General features: G+C 42.1%; 22 protein-coding genes. 5 read left to right on the forward strand and 17 right to left on the reverse strand.

What is annotated here, in order from left to right; genetic code table 11:
* Positions 1-236: 236 nt before the first annotated feature.
* Complete coding sequence (locus ACR2F3_RS08385) at positions 237-2432, reverse strand: phosphocholine-specific phospholipase C (protein ID WP_432709526.1); 2196 nt, start codon at positions 2430-2432, stop codon at positions 237-239.
* A 163-nt stretch (positions 2433-2595) separates the two neighbouring features.
* Between ACR2F3_RS08385 and ACR2F3_RS08390 the strand changes: the two genes are divergently transcribed.
* Positions 2596-3132, forward strand: coding sequence for a pyridoxamine 5'-phosphate oxidase family protein (locus ACR2F3_RS08390; protein WP_432709527.1), 537 nt, complete (start codon positions 2596-2598; stop codon positions 3130-3132).
* A gap of 9 nt (positions 3133-3141) precedes the next feature.
* Here ACR2F3_RS08390 and ACR2F3_RS08395 read toward each other — a convergent pair whose 3' ends face one another.
* Positions 3142-3420, reverse strand: a complete 279-nt coding sequence (locus ACR2F3_RS08395) for a hypothetical protein (protein WP_432709528.1) — start codon at positions 3418-3420, stop codon at positions 3142-3144.
* 167 nt (positions 3421-3587) lie between these two features.
* Here ACR2F3_RS08395 and ACR2F3_RS08400 point away from each other — a divergent pair, with 167 nt between their 5' ends.
* Positions 3588-3779, forward strand: a complete 192-nt coding sequence (locus tag ACR2F3_RS08400; protein WP_432709529.1) for a hypothetical protein — start codon at positions 3588-3590, stop codon at positions 3777-3779.
* 40 nt (positions 3780-3819) lie between these two features.
* On the opposite strand, the gene ACR2F3_RS08405 is transcribed toward ACR2F3_RS08400, so the two are convergent.
* From ACR2F3_RS08405 to ACR2F3_RS08420, 4 genes are all read right to left on the reverse strand, one after another.
* Positions 3820-4623, reverse strand: coding sequence for a DUF4249 domain-containing protein (locus ACR2F3_RS08405; RefSeq protein WP_432709530.1), 804 nt, complete (start codon positions 4621-4623; stop codon positions 3820-3822).
* Between the two features lie 2 nt (positions 4624-4625).
* A complete protein-coding gene (locus tag ACR2F3_RS08410) occupies positions 4626-6950 on the reverse strand; it encodes a TonB-dependent receptor (RefSeq protein WP_432709531.1) in 2325 nt (774 codons plus the stop codon).
* 67 nt (positions 6951-7017) lie between these two features.
* Positions 7018-7845, reverse strand: a complete 828-nt coding sequence (locus tag ACR2F3_RS08415) for an aminotransferase class IV (protein WP_432709532.1) — start codon at positions 7843-7845, stop codon at positions 7018-7020.
* Positions 7826-8962 carry a P1 family peptidase gene (locus ACR2F3_RS08420; RefSeq protein ID WP_432709533.1) on the reverse strand — a complete coding sequence of 379 codons (1137 nt, stop codon included), beginning with the start codon at positions 8960-8962 and terminating at the stop codon, positions 7826-7828. The genes ACR2F3_RS08415 and ACR2F3_RS08420 overlap by 20 nt, the downstream gene beginning before the upstream one ends.
* Before the next feature lie 110 nt (positions 8963-9072).
* Here ACR2F3_RS08420 and ACR2F3_RS08425 point away from each other — a divergent pair, with 110 nt between their 5' ends.
* Positions 9073-11736 carry a family 78 glycoside hydrolase catalytic domain gene (locus ACR2F3_RS08425; RefSeq protein WP_432709534.1) on the forward strand — a complete coding sequence of 888 codons (2664 nt, stop codon included), beginning with the start codon at positions 9073-9075 and terminating at the stop codon, positions 11734-11736.
* A gap of 101 nt (positions 11737-11837) precedes the next feature.
* On the forward strand, positions 11838-12287 hold the full coding sequence (locus ACR2F3_RS08430) for a VOC family protein (protein WP_432709535.1): 450 nt from the start codon (positions 11838-11840) through the stop codon (positions 12285-12287).
* A gap of 5 nt (positions 12288-12292) precedes the next feature.
* Here ACR2F3_RS08430 and ACR2F3_RS08435 read toward each other — a convergent pair whose 3' ends face one another.
* The 4 genes from ACR2F3_RS08435 to ACR2F3_RS08450 all read right to left on the reverse strand — a co-directional run bounded on the left by ACR2F3_RS08435 (position 12293) and on the right by ACR2F3_RS08450 (position 14303).
* Entirely contained in the window at positions 12293-12670 is a 378-nt protein-coding gene (locus ACR2F3_RS08435; RefSeq protein ID WP_432709536.1) for a hypothetical protein, read from the reverse strand.
* A 75-nt stretch (positions 12671-12745) separates the two neighbouring features.
* Complete coding sequence (locus ACR2F3_RS08440) at positions 12746-13099, reverse strand: DUF6152 family protein (RefSeq protein ID WP_432709537.1); 354 nt, start codon at positions 13097-13099, stop codon at positions 12746-12748.
* A gap of 93 nt (positions 13100-13192) precedes the next feature.
* Complete coding sequence (locus ACR2F3_RS08445) at positions 13193-13579, reverse strand: VOC family protein (RefSeq protein ID WP_432709538.1); 387 nt, start codon at positions 13577-13579, stop codon at positions 13193-13195.
* Positions 13580-13604: 25 nt separating this feature from the next.
* Positions 13605-14303 carry a zinc metallopeptidase gene (locus ACR2F3_RS08450; RefSeq protein WP_432709539.1) on the reverse strand — a complete coding sequence of 233 codons (699 nt, stop codon included), beginning with the start codon at positions 14301-14303 and terminating at the stop codon, positions 13605-13607.
* 190 nt (positions 14304-14493) lie between these two features.
* Here ACR2F3_RS08450 and ACR2F3_RS08455 point away from each other — a divergent pair, with 190 nt between their 5' ends.
* Positions 14494-14757 (forward strand): zf-TFIIB domain-containing protein, encoded by a 264-nt coding sequence (locus tag ACR2F3_RS08455; protein WP_432709540.1) that lies wholly within the window; start codon positions 14494-14496, stop codon positions 14755-14757.
* A gap of 13 nt (positions 14758-14770) precedes the next feature.
* Here ACR2F3_RS08455 and mnhG read toward each other — a convergent pair whose 3' ends face one another.
* The 7 genes from mnhG to ACR2F3_RS08490 are packed head-to-tail and all read right to left on the reverse strand — an operon-like array spanning position 14771 to position 20511.
* Entirely contained in the window at positions 14771-15175 is a 405-nt protein-coding gene (mnhG, locus tag ACR2F3_RS08460; RefSeq protein ID WP_432709541.1) for a monovalent cation/H(+) antiporter subunit G, read from the reverse strand.
* Positions 15172-15444: a monovalent cation/H+ antiporter complex subunit F gene (locus tag ACR2F3_RS08465; RefSeq protein WP_432709542.1), complete on the reverse strand. Its 273-nt coding sequence runs from the start codon at positions 15442-15444 to the stop codon at positions 15172-15174. The genes mnhG and ACR2F3_RS08465 overlap by 4 nt, the downstream gene beginning before the upstream one ends.
* Entirely contained in the window at positions 15441-15899 is a 459-nt protein-coding gene (locus tag ACR2F3_RS08470) for a Na+/H+ antiporter subunit E (protein ID WP_432709543.1), read from the reverse strand. The genes ACR2F3_RS08465 and ACR2F3_RS08470 overlap by 4 nt, the downstream gene beginning before the upstream one ends.
* Before the next feature lie 28 nt (positions 15900-15927).
* Positions 15928-17430 (reverse strand): proton-conducting transporter membrane subunit, encoded by a 1503-nt coding sequence (locus tag ACR2F3_RS08475; RefSeq protein ID WP_432709544.1) that lies wholly within the window; start codon positions 17428-17430, stop codon positions 15928-15930.
* Positions 17427-17783, reverse strand: coding sequence for a Na+/H+ antiporter subunit C (locus tag ACR2F3_RS08480; RefSeq protein WP_432709545.1), 357 nt, complete (start codon positions 17781-17783; stop codon positions 17427-17429). The genes ACR2F3_RS08475 and ACR2F3_RS08480 overlap by 4 nt, the downstream gene beginning before the upstream one ends.
* A gap of 3 nt (positions 17784-17786) precedes the next feature.
* Entirely contained in the window at positions 17787-18200 is a 414-nt protein-coding gene (locus ACR2F3_RS08485) for a Na+/H+ antiporter subunit B (RefSeq protein ID WP_432709546.1), read from the reverse strand.
* 1 nt (position 18201) lies between these two features.
* Complete coding sequence (locus ACR2F3_RS08490) at positions 18202-20511, reverse strand: putative monovalent cation/H+ antiporter subunit A (RefSeq protein ID WP_432709547.1); 2310 nt, start codon at positions 20509-20511, stop codon at positions 18202-18204.
* Between the last annotated feature and the right edge of the window lie 316 nt (positions 20512-20827).

The raw sequence follows: 20827 nt of genomic DNA on the forward strand, positions 1-20827 counted from the left end.
GAACGACATGGCTACGATCCGACTTGTTCCTGCTGGTGCCCGGCCTGCTGGGCTCCGTCAGCACGATGATCATCCCCAGTGGCATTCTCGCCATCGGCATCGCCTACCTGTTTTTCCGCAAAGAACAGGCCTGATCCCGCAAGTCGGACCGGAACGGTTTTCCCGTTCCGGTTTTTTTCCGTCTTTTCCCTTGGCTTTTCACTAAAATATGCTGTATAATATTTAAATAATTTTTATCAAGCATCTTTTGAACCCCTGAAGGACCTGAAAAAGCCATTAGCACCGTAACACTGCAGTTCGTAATGATCAGTCATGAAATCGTTAAGTGACCAATGGTAATTGATCTCGTCTCCGGGAAGCACACAAAAATTCCATTGATTCATTTCTACCTGCTCACTTTGACTGCCTTTTTGCAGATTAAATATCCCGGAAGCATAAACCTGAAAGGTGCCTGCAGCACTTTTGTTTCCAAATAGCGACTTCCCAGCGCTAAACTGCATTTCTAAACGACCTTCCTTGTTTTGAACAAGGTTGACTTCATGTTGGTAGGGAAGGGCATTGGAGAATTTAAAACCGGGTTCCTGAGCGGGTATAAAAGGGGCCGACTGTCCCATTTTTTTTACCTGTTCCAGTTGTTCTGCCGTGACTTCCACATAATTTCCCGGCAGGGGTTTATATTTTGCCTGATAAATACTTTCTATGAATTCATTCCGGTCGATGTGAAGGTCGGGAATAGGTTTGTCGTCAGCTGGCCGAAATGCCGAACTGAGGTTGCCACACACACTTCTTCTCCAGGAGCTGATATTCGTTTCCTTCACTTTCTTGCCAGTCTTGGCTTCAATAAAATGTTCGAGGAACTGCAGGCAGGAGGTGTGGTCGAATACCTGTGAGTTAACGTAACCACCCCTGGTCCATGGGGAGGCGATTACCATGGGCACCCGAAAACCTAAGCCAATTGGAACCTCGTCCTGGCCCTCTTGTGGTTTGTCTGGATCAACCACGGAAAACTCTGTGTCCGTGTTAATCCCTGCAGAGGTTTTTCCGGTATAAGGTTTATTTGGATGGGGAGGTACAAATGGCGACTGGTGGTCAAAATAGCCGTCATTTTCGTCATAGGTGAGTATGAAGATGGTCTTTTTCCAAACCTCTTCATTTTTAGTCAGGATGTCCAGTGCTTCGGAGATGTACCAGGCGCCATGCCAGGGTGAACCCGGGTGATCGGAGAACCGGCTTGGCGCCACCAGCCAGGAAACGGTTGGCAGTTCTCCTTTGTTAACATCTTCCCGGAATTGATGTAAAACATCGCCTTTAGGCACCACCATTTCACGTTTTTTACCCTGGTCATGATAAGCGATAGTTTCTACCTGATGGTAATTTGGATCCGCTTTATTGGTTACAAAGGCCTTTTGGTGTATCCGCTTCTGAAAGTCGCTCAGCGCATCAAAGCCTTGCTTGTTCCAGGTTTCCAGCCCTTGTTTTGCCTGGTTTAACCTTTCCCGCATTGATGCCAGCAGCTTTTCCTCCTGTGGTGTTTTTTGCTGTATCGCTTCCACACGTTTCATTTCAGCCGGTAAGGTATCCACTTCCCGCTGTAAATAAGCGATGTGCGCAGGGTGAAACCTGACTTGGTATTGTTTAAAAAATTCGAGACTGTTGTCTGTAAAATTTGCCAGCCAGTCGGCTTCTTCGTCTTTAAATCCAACAGGAAGGCTCAGCTCATTCTGGTAGACTTTCCAGGAAACCTGTGCTTCCTCAAGCCGCTCGGGAAAGGTTTTCCAGCCTACATTCTTATAATCGATCTGGCTATTGTATACATGCGGAAGAGATCTAGCATCATGGGGATCTTCTTTGATCGAGCCCGAAAAGAAGAAGGTCCGGTTGGCACTGGTGCCCGTTAGCGAAGAACAAAAGTGCTGATCGCAGATTGTAAAAGCATCGGCCATGGCGTAATAGAAGGGGATGTCCTTGCGGTCATAATAACCCATCGTCAAAGGCATGCCGGCAAAATCGCCGCCAGCTTGTTTGGCCTCAAGCCAGTTGTCCATTTTTCCATGGTTACGTGCAGCCACCATATCACCCCAGGCGTGCGGTAAAGAACCCATCCACGTTGATTTCGAATTTTTTATATCCAACCTGAATGGCGTAAAGGTTTGTCCGTCTTTATTACTTTGAAACCAGATAGGATTGCCGTTTGCTTGTGTCATGGCCCGCGGGTCGTTAAAGCCACGCACCCCTTTTAATGTACCAAAGGCATGGTCAAAGGACCGGTTTTCTTGCATTAAAAAAACAATATGCGCTGCATCTTTATAGGTACTGCCTGCAGCAGGTTCGATAGTCATAGCTTTGAGCAATGATGAGGGGATGGCATGGGCTACCGTGCTGAGTCCGGCAAATACACTGGCTTTCTTTAAAAAATCTCTTCTTGATTCCATAATGCTATTTAAAGGCTTTATTAGCTCGACAATTTACGATAAGTTGTGTTTTATTTATGCCAAGAATCATTTAAGCAAATGATTGTGAGTATGGTAAAGCCTAAGCCCGCTGTCAAACATTGTTAGTGCGCTGCTGTTTATAAAGAAACAAAACAAGCGAAATATGGATTCTATTAACAAAAACCAGCCTGAAGATAATTTTAAAAATTTATTCGGGGAAGAAGGTGTAAAAAAAATTAAGGCGCTTGCTGAAAAGGCCTCGTCGTGTTTTTTCTGTACAAAAAATGATAGTGAAGGTTTATTTGCCACCAGGCCAATGGCGCCGGAGAAGATTGATGATGATGGTAATTTCTGGTTCCTTAGTGCTGAAGATAGCCATAAAAATAAAGAAATCGGCATGGAACCAACTGTGCAGCTCTTATTTCAGGGATCATCGTATAGTGACTACTTATCTTTAACTGGAAAGGTAACTGTAAGTACCGACAAAGCTAAAATAGAGGAGTTGTGGGATCCTATGATGAAAACCTGGTTTACAGATGGCAAGGATGATCCGAGAATCACGGTTTTAAAGTTTATACCCAATCAGGGATATTATTGGGATACCAAAAACAGCATGGCCGTAGCCCTTGTTAAAAGAGCGTATGGCGCCGTGGTTGGCGAAACTTACGATGATTCTATAGAAGGTAATATTAAAGTGTAGTCACTGGAATTAATGTCTATCAATTGCCTGACCAATTCTCTGGGCACGTTCGTCGGTTAATAATTCTACAGGCTTCCATGCACCAGCATTCAGGTCGGGCGTTACGCAACCTATTGGTATACCTGCTTCAAATACTTTGTAACTATGATCTTTCTGAGGTTCAATGGTTAATACCACGTCATCAACTGTTATTTCAAAAGGTTCCATAGCTGTAAGGATTAAAGTGATTTTAGAATATTCATGCCTTTTAACATAATCTAATGTAAGAAAATTATCAGATGCTTCCATGGGTTAGGTGTTCGATTTACTTAAATTTTCCGTTACAATTTGAGTACAATTATTAATCTCAATTGTTGTAATTGTTTAGTTTCTGAGGGGTAATAAAATATTGTTTGTGTTAATAACATTTTTTTTAGGATCGTGCGCACTTATTAAATTTATATTAAATTTGCCGCATGCCTGGCAAAATCGTCCTCATCGTTATCTTTATTTTTGTTGTCATTACGCTTATTGTTAAGTTGCTTGAGATTCTAGACGAGGGTTACAACAACGACAAAATGCTGGTATGTGTTTGGAGTTTAGTGGCCTTATATTATTGTATTAAGGCCAATAAAATTCAGGATGACGGATCACTGCCAAATGTCTAGTAACATGACCATGAATAACCTGCAAGACGATTTAAGGTTGTTAGGGTTGGACCGTTGCCTCCATTACACTTATCGTACTGGCATTAAATACCCCAAGCGCACCACCAGAAAAGTTGGTTAAGGGATTTGATGGATTGCTGCTGTTAAAGGTGCTTGTATTTTCAAAAGTCCTGAAATAATCATAAACACCCTTGTCCACACATTGTAACGTTACCTTTAGTTTGTCGCCTACCTTAATTCTCCACCTGTCATTTTTTTCGTCAATCCGATAGGTGAGTGCCTGCATCATCCGGTTGCCATCAGTGGCTTCATCTGATCTTGCCACTGTTACAGGGATAAATTTGCCGTTCACATATTGACGTAGCAAATAGTAGTTGCCGGTACCATCGGGGTCCTTGTAAACAGGAACTACATAAATGTTGTCTTTAATATAGTCAGATGTCTGGGTATATAGTTGTTCAAGGCGCACGTTAATTTTGGGCATCACTGAGGTTGCTGTAAATAGGCGGCCACCCGCGTTCACTTCCAATCTGTATTGGTGACCACGTTTGCCTTTGCTGAAAAATGTTTTATAAACCCCAGGACCAGATTCTTTCAGTTTTTCAGACGTACCATCAGTTAAATCAAACAAGATCACATGGGCACCACTTTCTGCCGTATAACCGTTAACATCGCTAAAGTTTTTTGAACGGCTAACACGAACTAGATGCGGGCCGGCTGCATCGGTTATTTCCCCTTCAATGATATACATGGCCTCAGAATCCTTTAGCTTTACATCGATAACTTTCTCACAAGCTATCAAACACGGGTAAATCAGGAAAAATAAAAGCGTGGGGATTTTCATCGTCAAAACTTAAAGTTATAGGATATGGAAGGTACGAACCTGAATAAGGAAGTTTGTACCGCCTGTGTTTTTTCAGGATCATGCGGGTCCTTTCTGAAACTGATGGAATACGCATTCGCACGGCCATAAGCATTGAACACGCCGAGCGATAGTTCTGAGCGGTAATGTTTTCGTGGTTTGAATTTGCGGGTAGCGCTTAAATCCAGGCGGTGGTATGCAGGCATGCGATAGCCATTGCGCTCCGCATAATAAAAAGCAACCTGCCCATCAGCATCGTATTTGCCGCTTGGAAAGGATACCGCGTGACCAGTGTAATACACAAAACTGGCCGACATATCCCAGAGGGTGTTTACTCGGTACATGCCAACCAGACTAATGTCGTGCGTACGGTCTTGCCGGGCATTATACCAGCGGCCATCATTTATTCCATCAATTTGCACTTCAGTACGCGAGATCGTATAACCAAGCCAACCGGTAAGTTTTCCTGCATTTTTTCTCAATAGCAACTCCATTCCGTAAGCCTTGCCGTCGCCGTAAAGTAACTGTGGGTCTATAGGATCACCGCTCAATACATTAGCTCCGTCTTTATAATCGATCTGGTGTTGCATGTTTTTAAAATACGATTCTATACTGAGCTGATAAGTACCGTCGAAAAGATTTCGGGCATAACCCAGCGAAAACATGTCAGATATTCCCGGCTTAATGTTAATATTTGACGACACCCATTTGTCGGTCGGGTTACCGGTACCGGTATTGCTCAGCAAATGAAGATACTGGCTGTTCCTGGAATACGCCGCTTTCCAGGAAGAAAAATTGTCGAACAGATAACTTAAGGATAACCTCGGTTCCAAATACACATAGGTTTTCGCACTTTCATGATTGCCATAATAGGTGGTGTTTATTATTTCCTTATTACCATTTAACGTATAGTACGGCTGGTCGCCACCCAATGCGGCAAAAGAGCTTAGTCGCAACCCATAATCTACCTGCAGTTTTTTACTGGCCTTCCAGTTATCGGCTGCATAAACAGCACTTTCAAAACTGAAATTTAGGGGTTTGTTAACCAAGGAAATGTCACCTGCATAAGTTCCGGGGCGCAGCTGGTGGTAAATTGCGTTCACACCAAGGCTAATGGCGTGGTTATTATTGGGGTAGAATTTGATTTCTTCTTTTAAATTCCAGTCTTTAATTTGTGAGATGATCTGTCCGTTAATGGAGGCCATATCCAGGTTGATCTCATAATCGTAATTGCTGTAGATCAGTGAGCTGTTGGAAAATACTTTTGGGCTAAACTGGTGATTCCATCGGATAGAGCCTGTCGTATTTCCCCAGGTGATGCCAAATTGTTCGCCGAAGCCAATGTTATCGCGTCCCTGGTAAGCGGCAATGTATAGCTGGTCATTAGCCCCAAGTGTATAATTAGCTTTGAAATTAAGGTCGTAGAAATATAGTTTATTTTCATTTACTATGGGGTCAGAACTTGCCTTTAGGAAAAGGTCTACATACGTTCGGCGACCACTGATAAAATAGGACCCTTTGTCTTTTAAGATCGGACCTTCAAAGCTGAGGCGCGAAGAAATGAGACCAATGCCGGCTTCACCCTGAAAGTTTTGATTGTTGCCATCCTTCATGATAACATTCATAACCGACGAAAGCCTGCCTCCATATTGAGCCGGCATATTTCCTTTATAAAGTGATACCTCCTTTATTGCATCGGCATTGAAGGTAGAAAAGAAGCCGAGTAAATGATCGGGGTTGTACACAATGGCTTCATCTAAAACAATAAGATTCTGGTCGGCAGCGCCGCCACGGACATAGAAACCACCATTTCCATCACCGGTATTTTTTACCCCGGGTAAAAGTTGCAGCGCCTTGATTACATCTTTTTCACCAAAGATTACCGGAAGTTTATTGATGTCTTCGCGACTCAGTTTCTCCAGTCCCATCACATTGCTGTTGACCTTGTCATTTTTACTGTCAAGGGTAATCAGCACTTCGTTGAGGGAGTTGCCCGCTGGCTGCAGCCGGATATCCAGCTTCTTGTTGGCATTGAGGTCAATGGTTATTTCTTGTGTGTCGTAACCTACATAGGCAAACATTATCCTGGTTGTCCCCTTATTTAATGTTATCGCGAAATGGCCATAGTTATTTGTACGGGTGCCGGTATTAGATTCTCCTGGTATTAAAATGGATACACCAATCAGTGACTCTCCGGTTCTGGCGTCTTTCACCTCTCCACTCAGGCTCCAAAGTTCTTGCGAAAAGCAGAGGACTGGATAAAGGTACAATACCAGGATAAAGAAAATCACAGTTAACTGTTTGTGCATTGAGAAAATTTGTGTTTCTCAAGTATACCAATTATTTTTAAGCGATACCTATATTCAAGTCAATTAGTTAGGCGATCAAGGTCTTAAATGCGGTTGCAATGGCCCGGGTTACCTCACCTGCCTGCCCGCCATTAATTGCTACGCCGTCGATACTCGAAACAGCCATTACATTTTTTGTTGAACTCGTAACGAATGCTTCTTTACATTGTCGCAACTCATCGATACTAAAGTCTCTTTCTATAATGTTCAGTCCATCAATTTGCATGGTCAATACCTGTTTGCGAACCACACCTTTCAGGATGCCAGTAGCGCTGGTCATCACCTCATTCTGCTGGTTGACCATAAAAAAGTTAGACCGCGGGCATTCCCTGATCATGCCCTGATGGTGGTAAAGCACGTCGTCGGCACCTAACTGTTTGATCAGCGGCTGCAAATTAATAGCCATCAGGTAGTCGAGCGTTTTAACCTCAGCCAACTGACGCTGATGTTGATGGGTAATTAATTTGAGCCCCTGGTCGCTAAATTCAGGGTTTTTAAAGGCTTGTTGAGTAATGATGATGTTGGGTTCAGCCAGCGTGTAACCATCGTCGGCGTAACCACCGGTAAGGGTAATGCGCATGCCTGAATTGGGTAATTCATTTTTTTCCATCAGCGCCTGTAACAGCGCTTTCAGTTCATCGCGGCTGTGTCTGAGTGGCAGGTGCATTTGTGCGGCAGAGTAATAAAGGCGGTCGAGGTGGTCTTCAATAAAGATGAATTTACCATTAATAGATTTAAAGAAATCAAAGATTCCGTAACCACGCTGAATAGCGAGGTCTTTGATACCTAATGATGCGGTTTCATTGGGAAGAAATTCTCCGTTGAGAAGGCTGTATTTACTTGATTTTAATTGCATGATGTTTTTTTAAGATAGGCAGGACTTTTTCTATTGGAAGTGCCTGTACCTGGTTTCCCTGTTTTCCCGTCATTGAACTTCCGGCAAACAAAGAATTAATAATGGCTTCTTCTGTGGCTTCAATGGCAGCCATAAACAGAGGAGAAATCTGATCGTTACTCAAGTAGGCAACTGCCTTGGCTACATCAGGCGACTGGTGGGGAGTACGGAGGTCCTCAGCAGTAGAAAAGGCAATTACGTAGTCGCCGCTGCCATTAGAGGCAATTCCACCGGATTTAGCTAATCCCATAAAAGCACGTTTTGCCAGTCGCTCCAGATTGCGGCTATCCAATGGGGCGTCGGTAGCCACGATAATCATACAAGAGCCATCAGCGCTGTTCATTATTTTGCTAGAAAAGTCAAACTTACCCAGGGTTTTACCCACAGGGACGCCGTCAATTTGCAAAACGCCACCAAAATTGCTTTGTACCAGTACACCTACGGAATACCCACCAAGGCTTTTTGGAAGCAACCGTGAAGAAGTGCCTATGCCTCCTTTGTATCCAAAACAAACGGTTCCAGTTCCGGCGCCAACTGCACCTTCAGCGATTCCGGTATTTTTAGCATTCGTAAGCGCTTTTAAAACATCAGTTTTGGTTACATGCCGGCCACGGATATCATTGAGGTAGCCGTCATTGGTTTCGCCAACGATGGCATTAACGGATTGAACGTTTTCATTTCCCTGTTGTTGTAGGGTGTAATCGATCAGCGCATCAATACCTGTGGAAACATTAAGTGTATTTGTTAATACAATCGGGGTTTCTATATGCCCGAGTTCTGCCACCTGGGTACTTCCTGCCAGCTTGCCAAAGCCATTCCCGGTATAGATTGCCGCAGGTATTTTATGTTGAAAAATATTGCCTTCGTAAGGCAGGATGGCCGTTACACCGGTACGTATTGAATCGCCTTTAATCAGGGTAACATGGCCCACCTTTACGCCTGATACGTCGGTAATGGCATTTAGCTTTCCAGGGCTCAGCACCCCAAATTGCAAACCATAATCACGTGCTCTTTTCTGTTGTGCATCAGCCTGTTTGGCACACAGGAACATTAAAAAGCAAAATAATAGATTTCTCATCGTCCAGTTTTGTGCCTGCTAATGTAACAATTACTTGAAAATATAGATCATCAACCTTTCAGTTATGCAGAGAAATTTAAATATTGTATCCTTGTAGTTAGACCCGAATTATGAAAAAGAACCACTTCTTCCGCATTCTCGCTGCTTCAATTCTTCCGTTAATTTTTTCTTTAACCGCTATAGCAAAACCTATTGAATTAACCTGTGAACACCTGATTAAGCCCATCGGCGTTGACGAACCTAACCCGAGACTTTCCTGGCGTATGCAGCATCCGGCACAAGGTGCCTTTCAAAGTGCTTATCGTGTGTATGTAGGTACAGACTCTTTGCAGGTAGCGCGAGGAACAGGCGGAGAATGGGACACAGGAAAGGTAACTTCTGACGTGAGTTTGGTTACTTATCAGGGTAAAGCACTTCAGCCTTTTACCCGGTATTTCTGGGCTATTGAGCTTTGGGACCAGGATAAACAGGTTACCCGTTCTGTGGTAACCAGGTTTGAAACTGGTATGATGGGGATGGAAAACTGGAAGGGCAGCTGGATCAGCGACCGCAATGATGTTAACCTGCAGCCTGCTTCTTATTTCAGAAAGGAGATCACCACAGGGAAAAAAATCAAATCGGCCAGGGCCTATATTGCAGTGGCTGGTTTATATGAATTGTATTTAAATGGAGAAAAAATTGGCAACCACCGCCTCGATCCTATGTATACCCGTTTCGACAGGCGAACCCTGTATGTGAGTTATGACATTACAGATAACCTTCAGCAAGGAAATAATGCCATTGGTGTGCTGTTAGGAAATGGCTGGTATAACCACCAGTCTGTGGCTGTTTGGAACTTTGATAAAGCACCTTGGCGTGCCAGGCCTACCTTTTGTTTAGACATTAGGATTACTTACGAAGATGGAACGACAGAAGTGAAAGGGTCCGGTCTGGATTGGAAGACTAGTCTGAGTCCGATTATCTTTAACAGTATTTATACCGCAGAACATTACGATGCCCGATTGGCCCAACCAGGATGGAATACAGTGGGGTTTGACGACAAAAACTGGAAAGGGGTGTTATACAGGGCAGCGCCATCAAATAACATCGTTTCGCAAATGATGCATCCGATTCGAAATGTAGACGAAATACCGGTGAAATCGATGAAAAAATTTAATGATACGACCTATGTTTTTGACCTGGGCAGGAACATCTCAGGTGTAAGCAAGATCCAAGTTAAAGGAGAACGCGGAACGGTGATCAGGCTTCGCCATGCAGAACGTTTACACGAAAATGGGCGTACCGACCTAAGTAACATTGATGTGTACCATAAACCGAAAGATCATCAGGATCCTTTCCAAACAGATATTTTCATTCTTGCCGGGACTGGAACGGAAGAATTTATGCCCAAGTTTAATTATAAAGGATTTCAATATGTGGAAGTGATGAGCGACAAGCCTGTTTCACTAACTAAAAGCAGTCTGACCGGTTATTTTATGCATAGCGACGTGCCTGTGAGCGGAAGCATCAGGTCTTCGAATCCAATGCTGGATAAAATATGGTGGGCCACCAATAATTCCTATTTGTCCAATCTTTTTGGCTACCCAACAGATTGCCCTCAACGGGAAAAAAATGGCTGGACCGGCGATGGTCATTTTGCCATTGAAACAGGTTTATATAACTTTGATGGGATTACCATTTATGAAAAATGGTTGGCCGATCACCGAGACGAACAGCAGCCCAATGGTGTTTTGCCCGACATTATTCCAACCGGTGGCTGGGGTTATGGTACGGCTAACGGTACAGACTGGACGAGTACCATTGCCATTATCCCCTGGGAAATTTATCAGTTTTATGGAGATGCTAAACTCCTAGCAGATTGTTATGAGAACATTAAAAGGTATGTAAACTATGTTAATGAAACGAGTACCGGAGGCCTGACTTCTTTTGGGAGGGGCGACTGGGTACCGGTAAAATCGACATCTAATCTGGAGTATACTTCTTCTGTTTATTTTTATGTTGATGCCGCGATTCTTGCTAAGGCAGCCAAGCTATTTAATAAACCTGAAGATGCGGTCTATTACCAGCAGTTAGCCGATAAAATCAAAAAAGCCATTAACGATAAATACCTCAATGAAAAAACAGCAATATATGCTTCAGGTGTACAAACGGAATTAAGTATGGCCTTACAATGGGGTATAGTTCCGGAGGCTTTGCGTATGCGTTTAGCCGAAAACTTGGCTCAGAGGGTGGCTGCCGATGGAATGCACCTGGATGTGGGAGTATTGGGTGCCAAAGCAGTCTTAAATGCACTGAGCGACAACGGACAGGCGGAAACTGCCTACAGACTGGCTGCACAAGATACTTACCCTTCATGGGGCTGGTGGATTGCTAACGGCGCTACTACTTTATACGAAAACTGGGATATCAATGCGCCGCGCGACATTTCAATGAATCACATGATGTTTGGCGAAGTAGGAGGTTGGTTATTTAAAGGTCTTGGGGGCATTAAAATTGATGAAGAAAAACCGGGTTTTAAGAACGTTGTGTTAAAGCCTAATTTTGTTACGGGGCTAGACCATTTTGAAGCAACACATCATGGACCTTATGGCATGATCCGATCGTACTGGAAAAGGGGAAAGAACAAGGTAACCTATGAAGTAACTATCCCAGCGAATTCGTCTGCTACGATTTATTTTCCTGTAAGCGCTGCACAGCGTATTTTCTATAAGGGCAAGCCTGTGTCATCACCCTTGCAGGTACAAAGTGGTAGCTATGTATACGATATCAAATAAATATGTCGTATTTCACCCCTTAGTTTGTCATGATAACACCGCATAAAGGTCAATACATCTGATTATATTTGGATTTTCAAATCATTATAAATCAAGATGTTATGATCAAAACAGATGTTTATTTGAACTTTGACGGTACGACCGAAGAAGCCTTTAATTTTTACAAATCCGTGTTTGGTGGTGAGTTTGCACCATTAATGCGTTATGGGGAGGTGACGGAAGAAGAGATGCCTGGCTGTAAAGCATTAAGCGATGACGAAAAAAACAAAGTGATGCATGTTACTTTGCCGATTGATGAACATACGGTACTGATGGGTACAGACAGTCTTTCATCGATGGGACCGCCGCTTACGATGGGTAACAATTTTAGTATCAGTCTTTCTTTTGATAGCAGGGAAGAGGCCACCAGGTATTTTAAAGGGTTATCTGCCGGCGGAGAGGTTGTAATGCCCCTGCAAAAGGTGTTCTGGAGTGAATTGTTCGGCATTTTAGTAGATCCTTACGGTGTACAATGGATGATAAATTATTACCCGACCCCTGAATCTGCATAAATAAGTTAATAAGCTAATAATCGCCCGCAAGTAATAATAGCCATCCATGCCATAATGGACACGATGGCTGTTATTTTAACAGGGAGAAGTTGCATGCGGTGGAATAGGAATGCATTGAGCCCGGCTAAAACAAGCAGTGACATTTTAAGCCAGAAGGTAGTATCCACGCCAAGAGTTTTTGCATTAGTGATGAATAAAAATAAACCTGAAGGGATAATCAGGAACATTCCGTTTCTTGAAATGGGCAGTAAGTAGGCTGACAAAGCCTGCAAGGGCAGATTTTTGGCCAAGCCTAACAAGCGGAGGTCGAAAAAGAATGCACCACCCACCATCATCACCATACCCAGGAGATGGACGATTTCCAGCGCCGGGTACAGCCACATAGACTGACGGATACTTACAGCCCAGCCCGAATTTTCTAGTGAACTGAGAAACGGGAGGAGGGACTGGTCAAGCATTTAGCGTAGCTCAAATTTCTCCCCATTGATAAAAATCCTTTCGGCACGCATTTCGTTTTTTACTGTTTTATGTGGATAAGCTACAATGCGTAATGGGGTTCCTTTTTTAATCATATCGGCAGTTACCCCACGTGCGGTCATACGGCTTGCAGGGGCCAGGTATATGGTCCAAAGTTCATTTTTAAATTTAACCTTAGCCAGGGCATGGGGGTTTTCATAGGTAGATTCTTCGATGGCTGTTTTAAAATCATTTACCTGATCCTGATTATAGTTAGACCAACCATGATGAAAGGGAATAAAGGAGACGCTCAATAGAAAGATAACCATCAGCGACGTGTTTCGGAAATAGGTCATATGCTGTCTTTTTAATGTTCTTTAGGTTCATTCAATCTTAATTAAATTTAATGAAAATAGTGCAATTATAAAACAGTACTATAATTTTCTCTTTTACTTCTGGGTACTTACCGACCAATAGTTTCCAGCAAAATCGATAAATGACCCGCGTGTATCAGGGTCGCCGTCCTTCTCATTCGGACGCTCCACTATGTCGCAATTGTTTTCAATAGCTTTTTGAAATGTAGCATGCACATCGGGCACATAGAAATGCAGCATCGTTGTATTCGCAGTATACGCCGCTGTACTATCAGCAAGCATCAGCACGCTGTCATCCAATAACAATTCCAGGTGTGCAATTTTTCCATCCGCCCTTTCATATTTTCTTAATTCTTTTGCATCAAAAATTCTCTTCAGCAAATCGGCCAATTTTTGGGCTTCATCTACAACAAGGTAAGGGGATAGAGAATTGTATCCGTGAGGTTTAAACGGAGTCTCCATAATCAAGTTAGATTAACAATCAGCATTAGTCGCTATCTCTGCCGTTCATAAAAAGCAGTATGTAATAAAGTAAGGTCGCCACAGAGCTAATGGCGGCTACAAGGTAGGTTCGTGCAGCCCATTTTAGCGCATCTGCAGCTTTATCATGTTCAGTAGCAGTGGTGATGTGGTTGGTTTCAAGCCATTTTAACGCGCGGTGGCTTGCGTCGTACTCTACAGGAAGTGTAATCAGCGTAAAAAGGGTGGTTATAGCAAATAAGGCAATACCAACCAAGAAAATGGTTGGGTTGGCGCCACCGATTAAAAAGCCCATACCTGCAAGAATGATCCATTGAGAAAGCTGAGAACTGATGTTAACTAATGGAACAATTGCACTGCGCAAAGTTAACATACCGTATGCCGTAGCATGTTGCACCGCATGTCCGCATTCATGGGCAGCCACGGCCGCCGCAGAAATGCTTCGGCCTTCATAAACATCAGGACTTAGGTTTACCGTTTTATCTGCAGGGTTGTAATGGTCGCTTAAATGACCAGGTGTAGAGATTACCCGGACATCGTAAATTCCGTTATCGGCCAGCATCCTTTCAGCAATTTCTTTTCCACTCATGTGGTTCTGAAGACCGATTTTGCTGTATTCGTTAAATTTACTTTTAAGTCTGCTACTAACAATAAAACCTATAAGTAACATAACACCCGCTATCAGGTAGTATCCCATTAATCCCATATTCTAGTGTTTAAGCTTATTACTAACAAAAATAATAAATTTGAAGTTTAAATTTATCGGTCAATGTAAAAGCTATATCATCTTTAGCATTGTTATTTGTAAGACAAATGTGCAGAAAGTGCTAAATATGCGTTATATACTTGACTGTTGAATGTGTCGTGTTTATGTATTATTAACTTAAAATTTACTTATGAAATGTCCTTCTTGCAATGAAACCTTGTTGATGAGTGAAAAACGGGGTGTTGAAATCGATTATTGTCCAAACTGCAGAGGAATCTGGCTGGACAGGGGTGAACTTGAAAAAATAATGGAAAGTTCTGCCACGCATTACTCCAGTAAAGAAAACTATGAAAGGGATTATAAAAAATATGGTTATGACCAGCCACGGCAGGATCATGATAAACGTTACCCACATAAGAAAAAATCCTTTCTCAACGACTTTTTCGATTTTTAAACGTATTGAAATACTAAGACCCTTCTTTAGAAGGGTTTTTTGTTTTCGTACGTTTAAGTGCACTAATGGGTGTGACATCGGCAACCGGTGGAGGTGTAGGCTGGTTCTTTTTTAGTTCATCGATGATCGTGCCTTTCCATGTAGGAATTCCCGTATGATATGCAGTTCGTCCAATCATGTGGGCGGCAACAGGCGCTGTAAGAATTAAAAAGAAGACAATGGCGATGGCTTTGGTAGTCACAGAAACATCGGGAAAGTATATTGCGGCGCTAACCAGTAGCAGACCGATTCCTAAAGTGGCTGCTTTAACAGTAACGGAAAGGCGTAAATAAAAATCAGGCATCCTTAAAATTCCTATGGATGCAAAAAGAATGGCCAAGGCGCCGATAGTACTGAATGTGGCGATCAGGATGTTCATGATTGTTTGTTTTTATCTAAATAAAAGGCAAAGGCGACAGTACCCAAAAAGGCGATAAGGCCCAGGATCATAGCCACGTCAAGTAATACAGGTTGTCCGGAACGGATGCTGTAGGCCGTAATGAGGCCGATACCTATCGTAATAATCAGGTCGAGAGCAATGACACGATCGGCCACTTCAGGCCCTTTAAACAGGCGGATAAAAACCAATATGATAGATATGGTTAATATCGGAAATATGATGTAGTCAAAATAAGTATCTAATGTCATCGTAGTATTTCTAATAATCGTCTTTCAAATCCGTTCTTAGTCTGTGCAATAAAGTGTTCCTTATTCTTCAAGTACATCACGTGAATAAATAAAGACTTTTTGTCCTCACTAATATCAAGAATCAGGGTGCCAGGTGTCATGGAAATAACAGTTGACAGCAGGTTGATTTCCAAATCAGTTTTGGCATCCATCGGGTATTCTATAATTCCAGGCTTGAAAAAATATTTCGGTGTAATTACGTCGTAAGCCACTGCAATATTTGCCATAATCATTTCATACAAGAAGAAAAAAATAAAACCCAGCGTCTTTGGTACCCTATAAAAATATCGCTGATCGGTTTCATTTCGGTTTAACACCCACATGATGAAAAACCCGAGGAGAAAACCGAACAAGAAATTGGAATAATACATGGAACCTGTTAATGCTACCCAGATGAATGATAACAGAAGGTTCATTAAAAAATGTTTAATCATAGCGTCTGTTTTATTTTCCTAATACTGCTTTTATGTAAGGTCTGGTATCTAACATTTCTGAGGCTATTTTATCGGCTACCTGGATTACCATTTCAGCGTTTAAACCGATGTACAACGTGGTCAATGTTAACAAGCAAATGGGAAGCACTAACAATGTTTTTTTATATGGTTTTAAATCTTTAAAACTATCAATAACTACAGAATCGGTAGCAGCATCTTTCCAGAAAACTTCCGACCATAGTTTTGCAAGCACGTAAAGGGTGATAAAACTTCCTATAATAATGCTGGCAATAAAAAAGTAATTCTGGCTGGTAAACGCCGCTTCAAAAAGGTAAATCTTTGGCCAAAATCCGCTTAGCGGAGGGATGCCCGCCAAAGAAAAGAGTACCAATGCAATAACTAACGATATTTTTGGATATTCTGCATAAAGGCCACCAAGCTTAGTCATGTTCATCGTTCCACGCAGCTGCCGCAGCAGCCCGGCAATCAGGAAAAGGTTGGTTTTTACAATAATATCATGAATTAGGTAAAATATAGCACCTATTAAGGCCACCTTAGTATATAAACCCAGTCCGCCAATAACAAAGCCGATATGGCAAACGATTAGGTAAGAAAATAACCGGCGAACGTTGTCTTTGATCAGCGCACCGAATGCTCCAGTTAAAATAGTCATAATACCCATGACAATGAATACCGTTTTAATAAAATCATTAGGTATAAACATCAGCGTAAAAACTCTGAATAGTGCGTATAAGCCAACTTTGGTTAACAAACCGCCAAAAGTAGCTGCAACTGCGGATGGTGGCGTATGGTAGGAGGACGGTAACCAGAAGTATAATGGAAATACCGCTGATTTAATACCGAAACCAATTAAAAAAAACATTGACGTTAAGGTTACGATCGACTGGTCTTGGACTTTAGGTATTTTAAGTGCCAGATCGGCCATGTTTAAGGTTCCTGTAATGCCGTATAAGATTCCAATTCCAGTTAAGAAGAAAGTGGATGCGAGGATGTTCATGGCCATGTATTTTACCGCGCCTTCCAGTTGTGATTGTCGTCCGCCTAGTGTCAATAACACAAAAGAGGAAATGATAACCACTTCAAACCATACATAGAGGTTAAAAATATCGCCGGTTAAAAATGCGCCATTTAAACCCATAATCAGGAAGTGGAAGATAGGGTAATAGCCGTATAACATTCTGGCCCTGCCCACACCGGTAGCAGAAAAAATAGATACGGCGAGTGCTGCAATGGAGGTAAGCAAAACTAATGTAGTGCTCAGTGTGTCGGCAACGAATACAATGCCAAAAGGCGCGGCCCAGTTTCCAGCGTTCATGGTAAGGATACTTCCATTAAACACTTTTGAAAATAAGTTTAAGGCAAGTAGGAATCCGGTAAAACAACCGATAATACTAAGTACCCTTTGTGTGACGGTTTTTCTCCAGAAACCTAGTTGTATAATAGCCGTAAACAAGTGGACAATTACGGTGGCTATAATTTGGTTATCAATCATATATCTTCTTCTTCCGGAGTGTTTAAATCGTCTAAATCGTCTGAATTAATTAAGGCATATACTCTTTTTAGCAATACAATGGCAAAGGAAGTTAATCCAAAACTGATTACAATAGCTGTGAGTATCAGCGCTTGTGGTATGGGATCGGCATAAATATCCCCGAAAACCTTAAGATTTTGTGCTATAATTGGCGGTTTACCTTTAGTGATGTTTCCAAATAAAAATATTAAAATATTAGTCGCATTACCCAGGAGAATGATTCCTAAAAGTAGGCGTACCATGCTTCTCCTTAGGATTAGAAATACGCCGGCGGCATATAAAATACCAATCAGGAAGACAAGTAACAATTCCATAACTTATTGTGTATTTGATGAAATAGTAAATAATATGGTAAGTACCACGCCAATGACCACCAGGTATACCCCGATGTCGAAAAACAAGGAGGAGCCAATCATGCCAATAACCGGGATCGGTTGATCGAACCAGAGGCCGGTCATCACAGGGTAGCCAAATAAGACGGGTAAGAACATGCTAAGGGTTGAAAGACCGAGACCTATAGGGATTAAAGTTAGGGGCTTATACCGAAGTATTTTTAATGTATTATCTGTGCCATAGGCAAAACTATGTAACACGAAGGCAATAGATGCCACCAAGCCACCCACAAAACCTCCGCCAGGGTAATAATGGCCACGAAGTAGCAGGAATACAGAAAATAAGAATAGAATTGGCAACAGGTAATTCGATGCGGTTTGTAAAATCGTACTTCTCATATTATTCTTTTTCGGAAGATTTTAATTTCAATTTGATTAAACTGTAAACCCCCAGGGCGGCAATACTCAATACGACAATTTCAAACATTGTGTCGAAACCCCGGAAGTCTACCAAAATGACATTAACTACGTTTTTCCCTTTTGCAAGGGTGTATGCATAATCGCCATAAAATTTACTGATGTCGATATCTGTAGGTACCTGAAGCACCTTAATGGCTATTAATGACAAGATTGTGCCGAAACTGATGGCCACGATGGCGTCCCTAAATTTGGTGCGGTTATTTGCAAAATTCAGGAAAGGAGGCAGGTTGAACAACACAAACACAAATAATACAACGGTGAGGGTATCGATTGTAAATTGTGTCATTGCCAGATCTGGTGCACTGTAAAACACAAACAATAAACAAATGGCATAACCAATTACACTGGTCCCTACTACGGCAGTTAGCCTGGAAGAGGTGCTAACCGTTAGAAAGACTGCTGCAATGAGAATGGCGACACTTATAGCTTCATAAATACTAATTGGAGAAAGACGGCTGTAATCTATATAAATTGGTCCGCCCGTTAACAATTCGTATGCAAGTAAGGCTTGTGCGAAGATTATTATCTTGAAAATGTAAGACCGTAAAAATCCATTGTGCATGAAGTTGGTGTACCATGTTGAAAAACCAAAAAATAAACCGGTTAGTTTCGTGAAAAATGTTTGGGGCGACAAGCTCTCGAACCGTTCCACCATGGCTAGTTTGCTGCTTTTTGGCTGATAGACCAGGTAAATTGCAGCGCCTGCAAAAAGGGTAGCTAAACTTAGTATCAAAACAGTATTAAAGCCATGCCATATTTTAAGCTGCATATTGACGGTTTCCATTGTTACCGCATTGACCATAGGGTTAATAAGCTGCGCTCCCAGGATACCTGGGAAGATTCCGAAAGCAAATCCTGCTAGAGAAAGAACCAATGGCGGGGCCCACATGGCTGCTGAGGGTAAATGAAGTTTCTCGTATTCCTGTGGTAATTTTCCCGTGAAAGGTTTAATACCGGCAAGAAAACCGGCGATGACCAAACAAACATTCGTGGCTACAGCGGCTATGGTTAAATAAAGCGCAAGGTGTTGTTCAGCATGTAACGTGGCTTCATAAATCAGATCTTTTCCGATAAAACCAATGCTGAGGGGTAATCCTGCACTCGATAATGCCGCCATCAGGCCAGCAACGAATACCGGTACCAGTACTTTTCGTAAGCCGCGGAGTTTAGTGATATCGCGGGTGCCAGTTTCATGGTCAATAATTCCAGTAATTAAAAACAGCGTTGCTTTATATAATGCATGAGCCACAATGAAAGTACATGCTGCAATGAGCGCTTCTTTGGTGCCTAAGCCAATTAAAAATGTGAGGATACCAAGAGCGGAGATTGTTGAATAGGCCAATATACCTTTTAAGTCTGTTCTGAATAAGGAGTGAACTGCAGCATATAACATGGTAAATCCACCTACGATCATCAATGTATAATTCCATGCCTGGGTATCTCCAAGAATTGGACTGAAACGCGCCAGGAGAAAGATTCCTGCCTTTACCATAGTAGCCGAATGCAAATAAGCCGATACCGGCGTGGGGGCTTTCATAGCCCCAGGAAGCCAGAAATGGAAAGGGAACTGTGCTGATTTAGTAAAAGCGGCGAGAAATACACAGCCGATTACCACAGGGTATAATTGATGTGCTTTTATGATGTCGCTGGCAGCCATGAGTTCCTGAATGGAATAGGTGCCGGCAATTTCGCTTAGTAAAATTAATCCTGCTAACAGAAAGAAGCCACCTAAGCCGGTCACACTCAATGCCGTTAATGCACTTTTTCTGGAGTCACTATTATCATTGTTAAAGCCAATTAAAAAGAAAGAACTAATGCTGGTTAACTCCCAAAATACAAAGAGTAAAAGAATGTTTTCTGACAAGACCACGCCCAGCATTGCCGCCATGAAGAGGCATAAGTAGCCAAAAAACCGGTCTTTATAAGGATGCCCTTTTAGATAGGCACTGGCATAAATAAAAATACAAGCACCAATGCCTGTAATTAATAAACTGAATAATAAGGAGAGGCCGTCTAAACGGAAATCAAAATTAATGGCTAAAGATGGCACCCAATTGGTATGTTCAAAAAAAACCTGACCTTTGCTAACCGCAGGGATTTTACTGGCCAGATGGATAAACAAAAAAATTGGTAAAATCGCGATTAATGCACTCCATTTAGAACGAAAAAATTTTCCAAATGGGATCAAAAGGCCCGATGTTATTAGTCCTGACAATACAGTAAATAGCATGTAGTCTTGTTATGGTTTTTTAGTGAAACAGCCCAAAATACTAAAAATGTGTCGTATTTGAGATGTTTTATAGCCTAAACTCTTAAAAAAAGGCCATTTTAATAACCTTCATCGTTGACTCTCAGAACCAAAACTCCTTGGCTTAATTGTGTTAAGATTTAGAATTTTTATTCTCTTCAATTAAAATGTGAATATCAGGTTTTCATTAAGATCATTATCCTTTCTGTCGTCATCCTAATTTTAGGAAATAATTTTTTGCTTCAAATAGTGATTATTTAGAAATCCCAAAAGATGTGATGTTTGTTCGGTATTAAAG

Source organism: Pedobacter sp. (assembly GCF_045627485.1).
Taxonomy (GTDB): Bacteria; Bacteroidota; Bacteroidia; order Sphingobacteriales; family Sphingobacteriaceae; genus Pedobacter.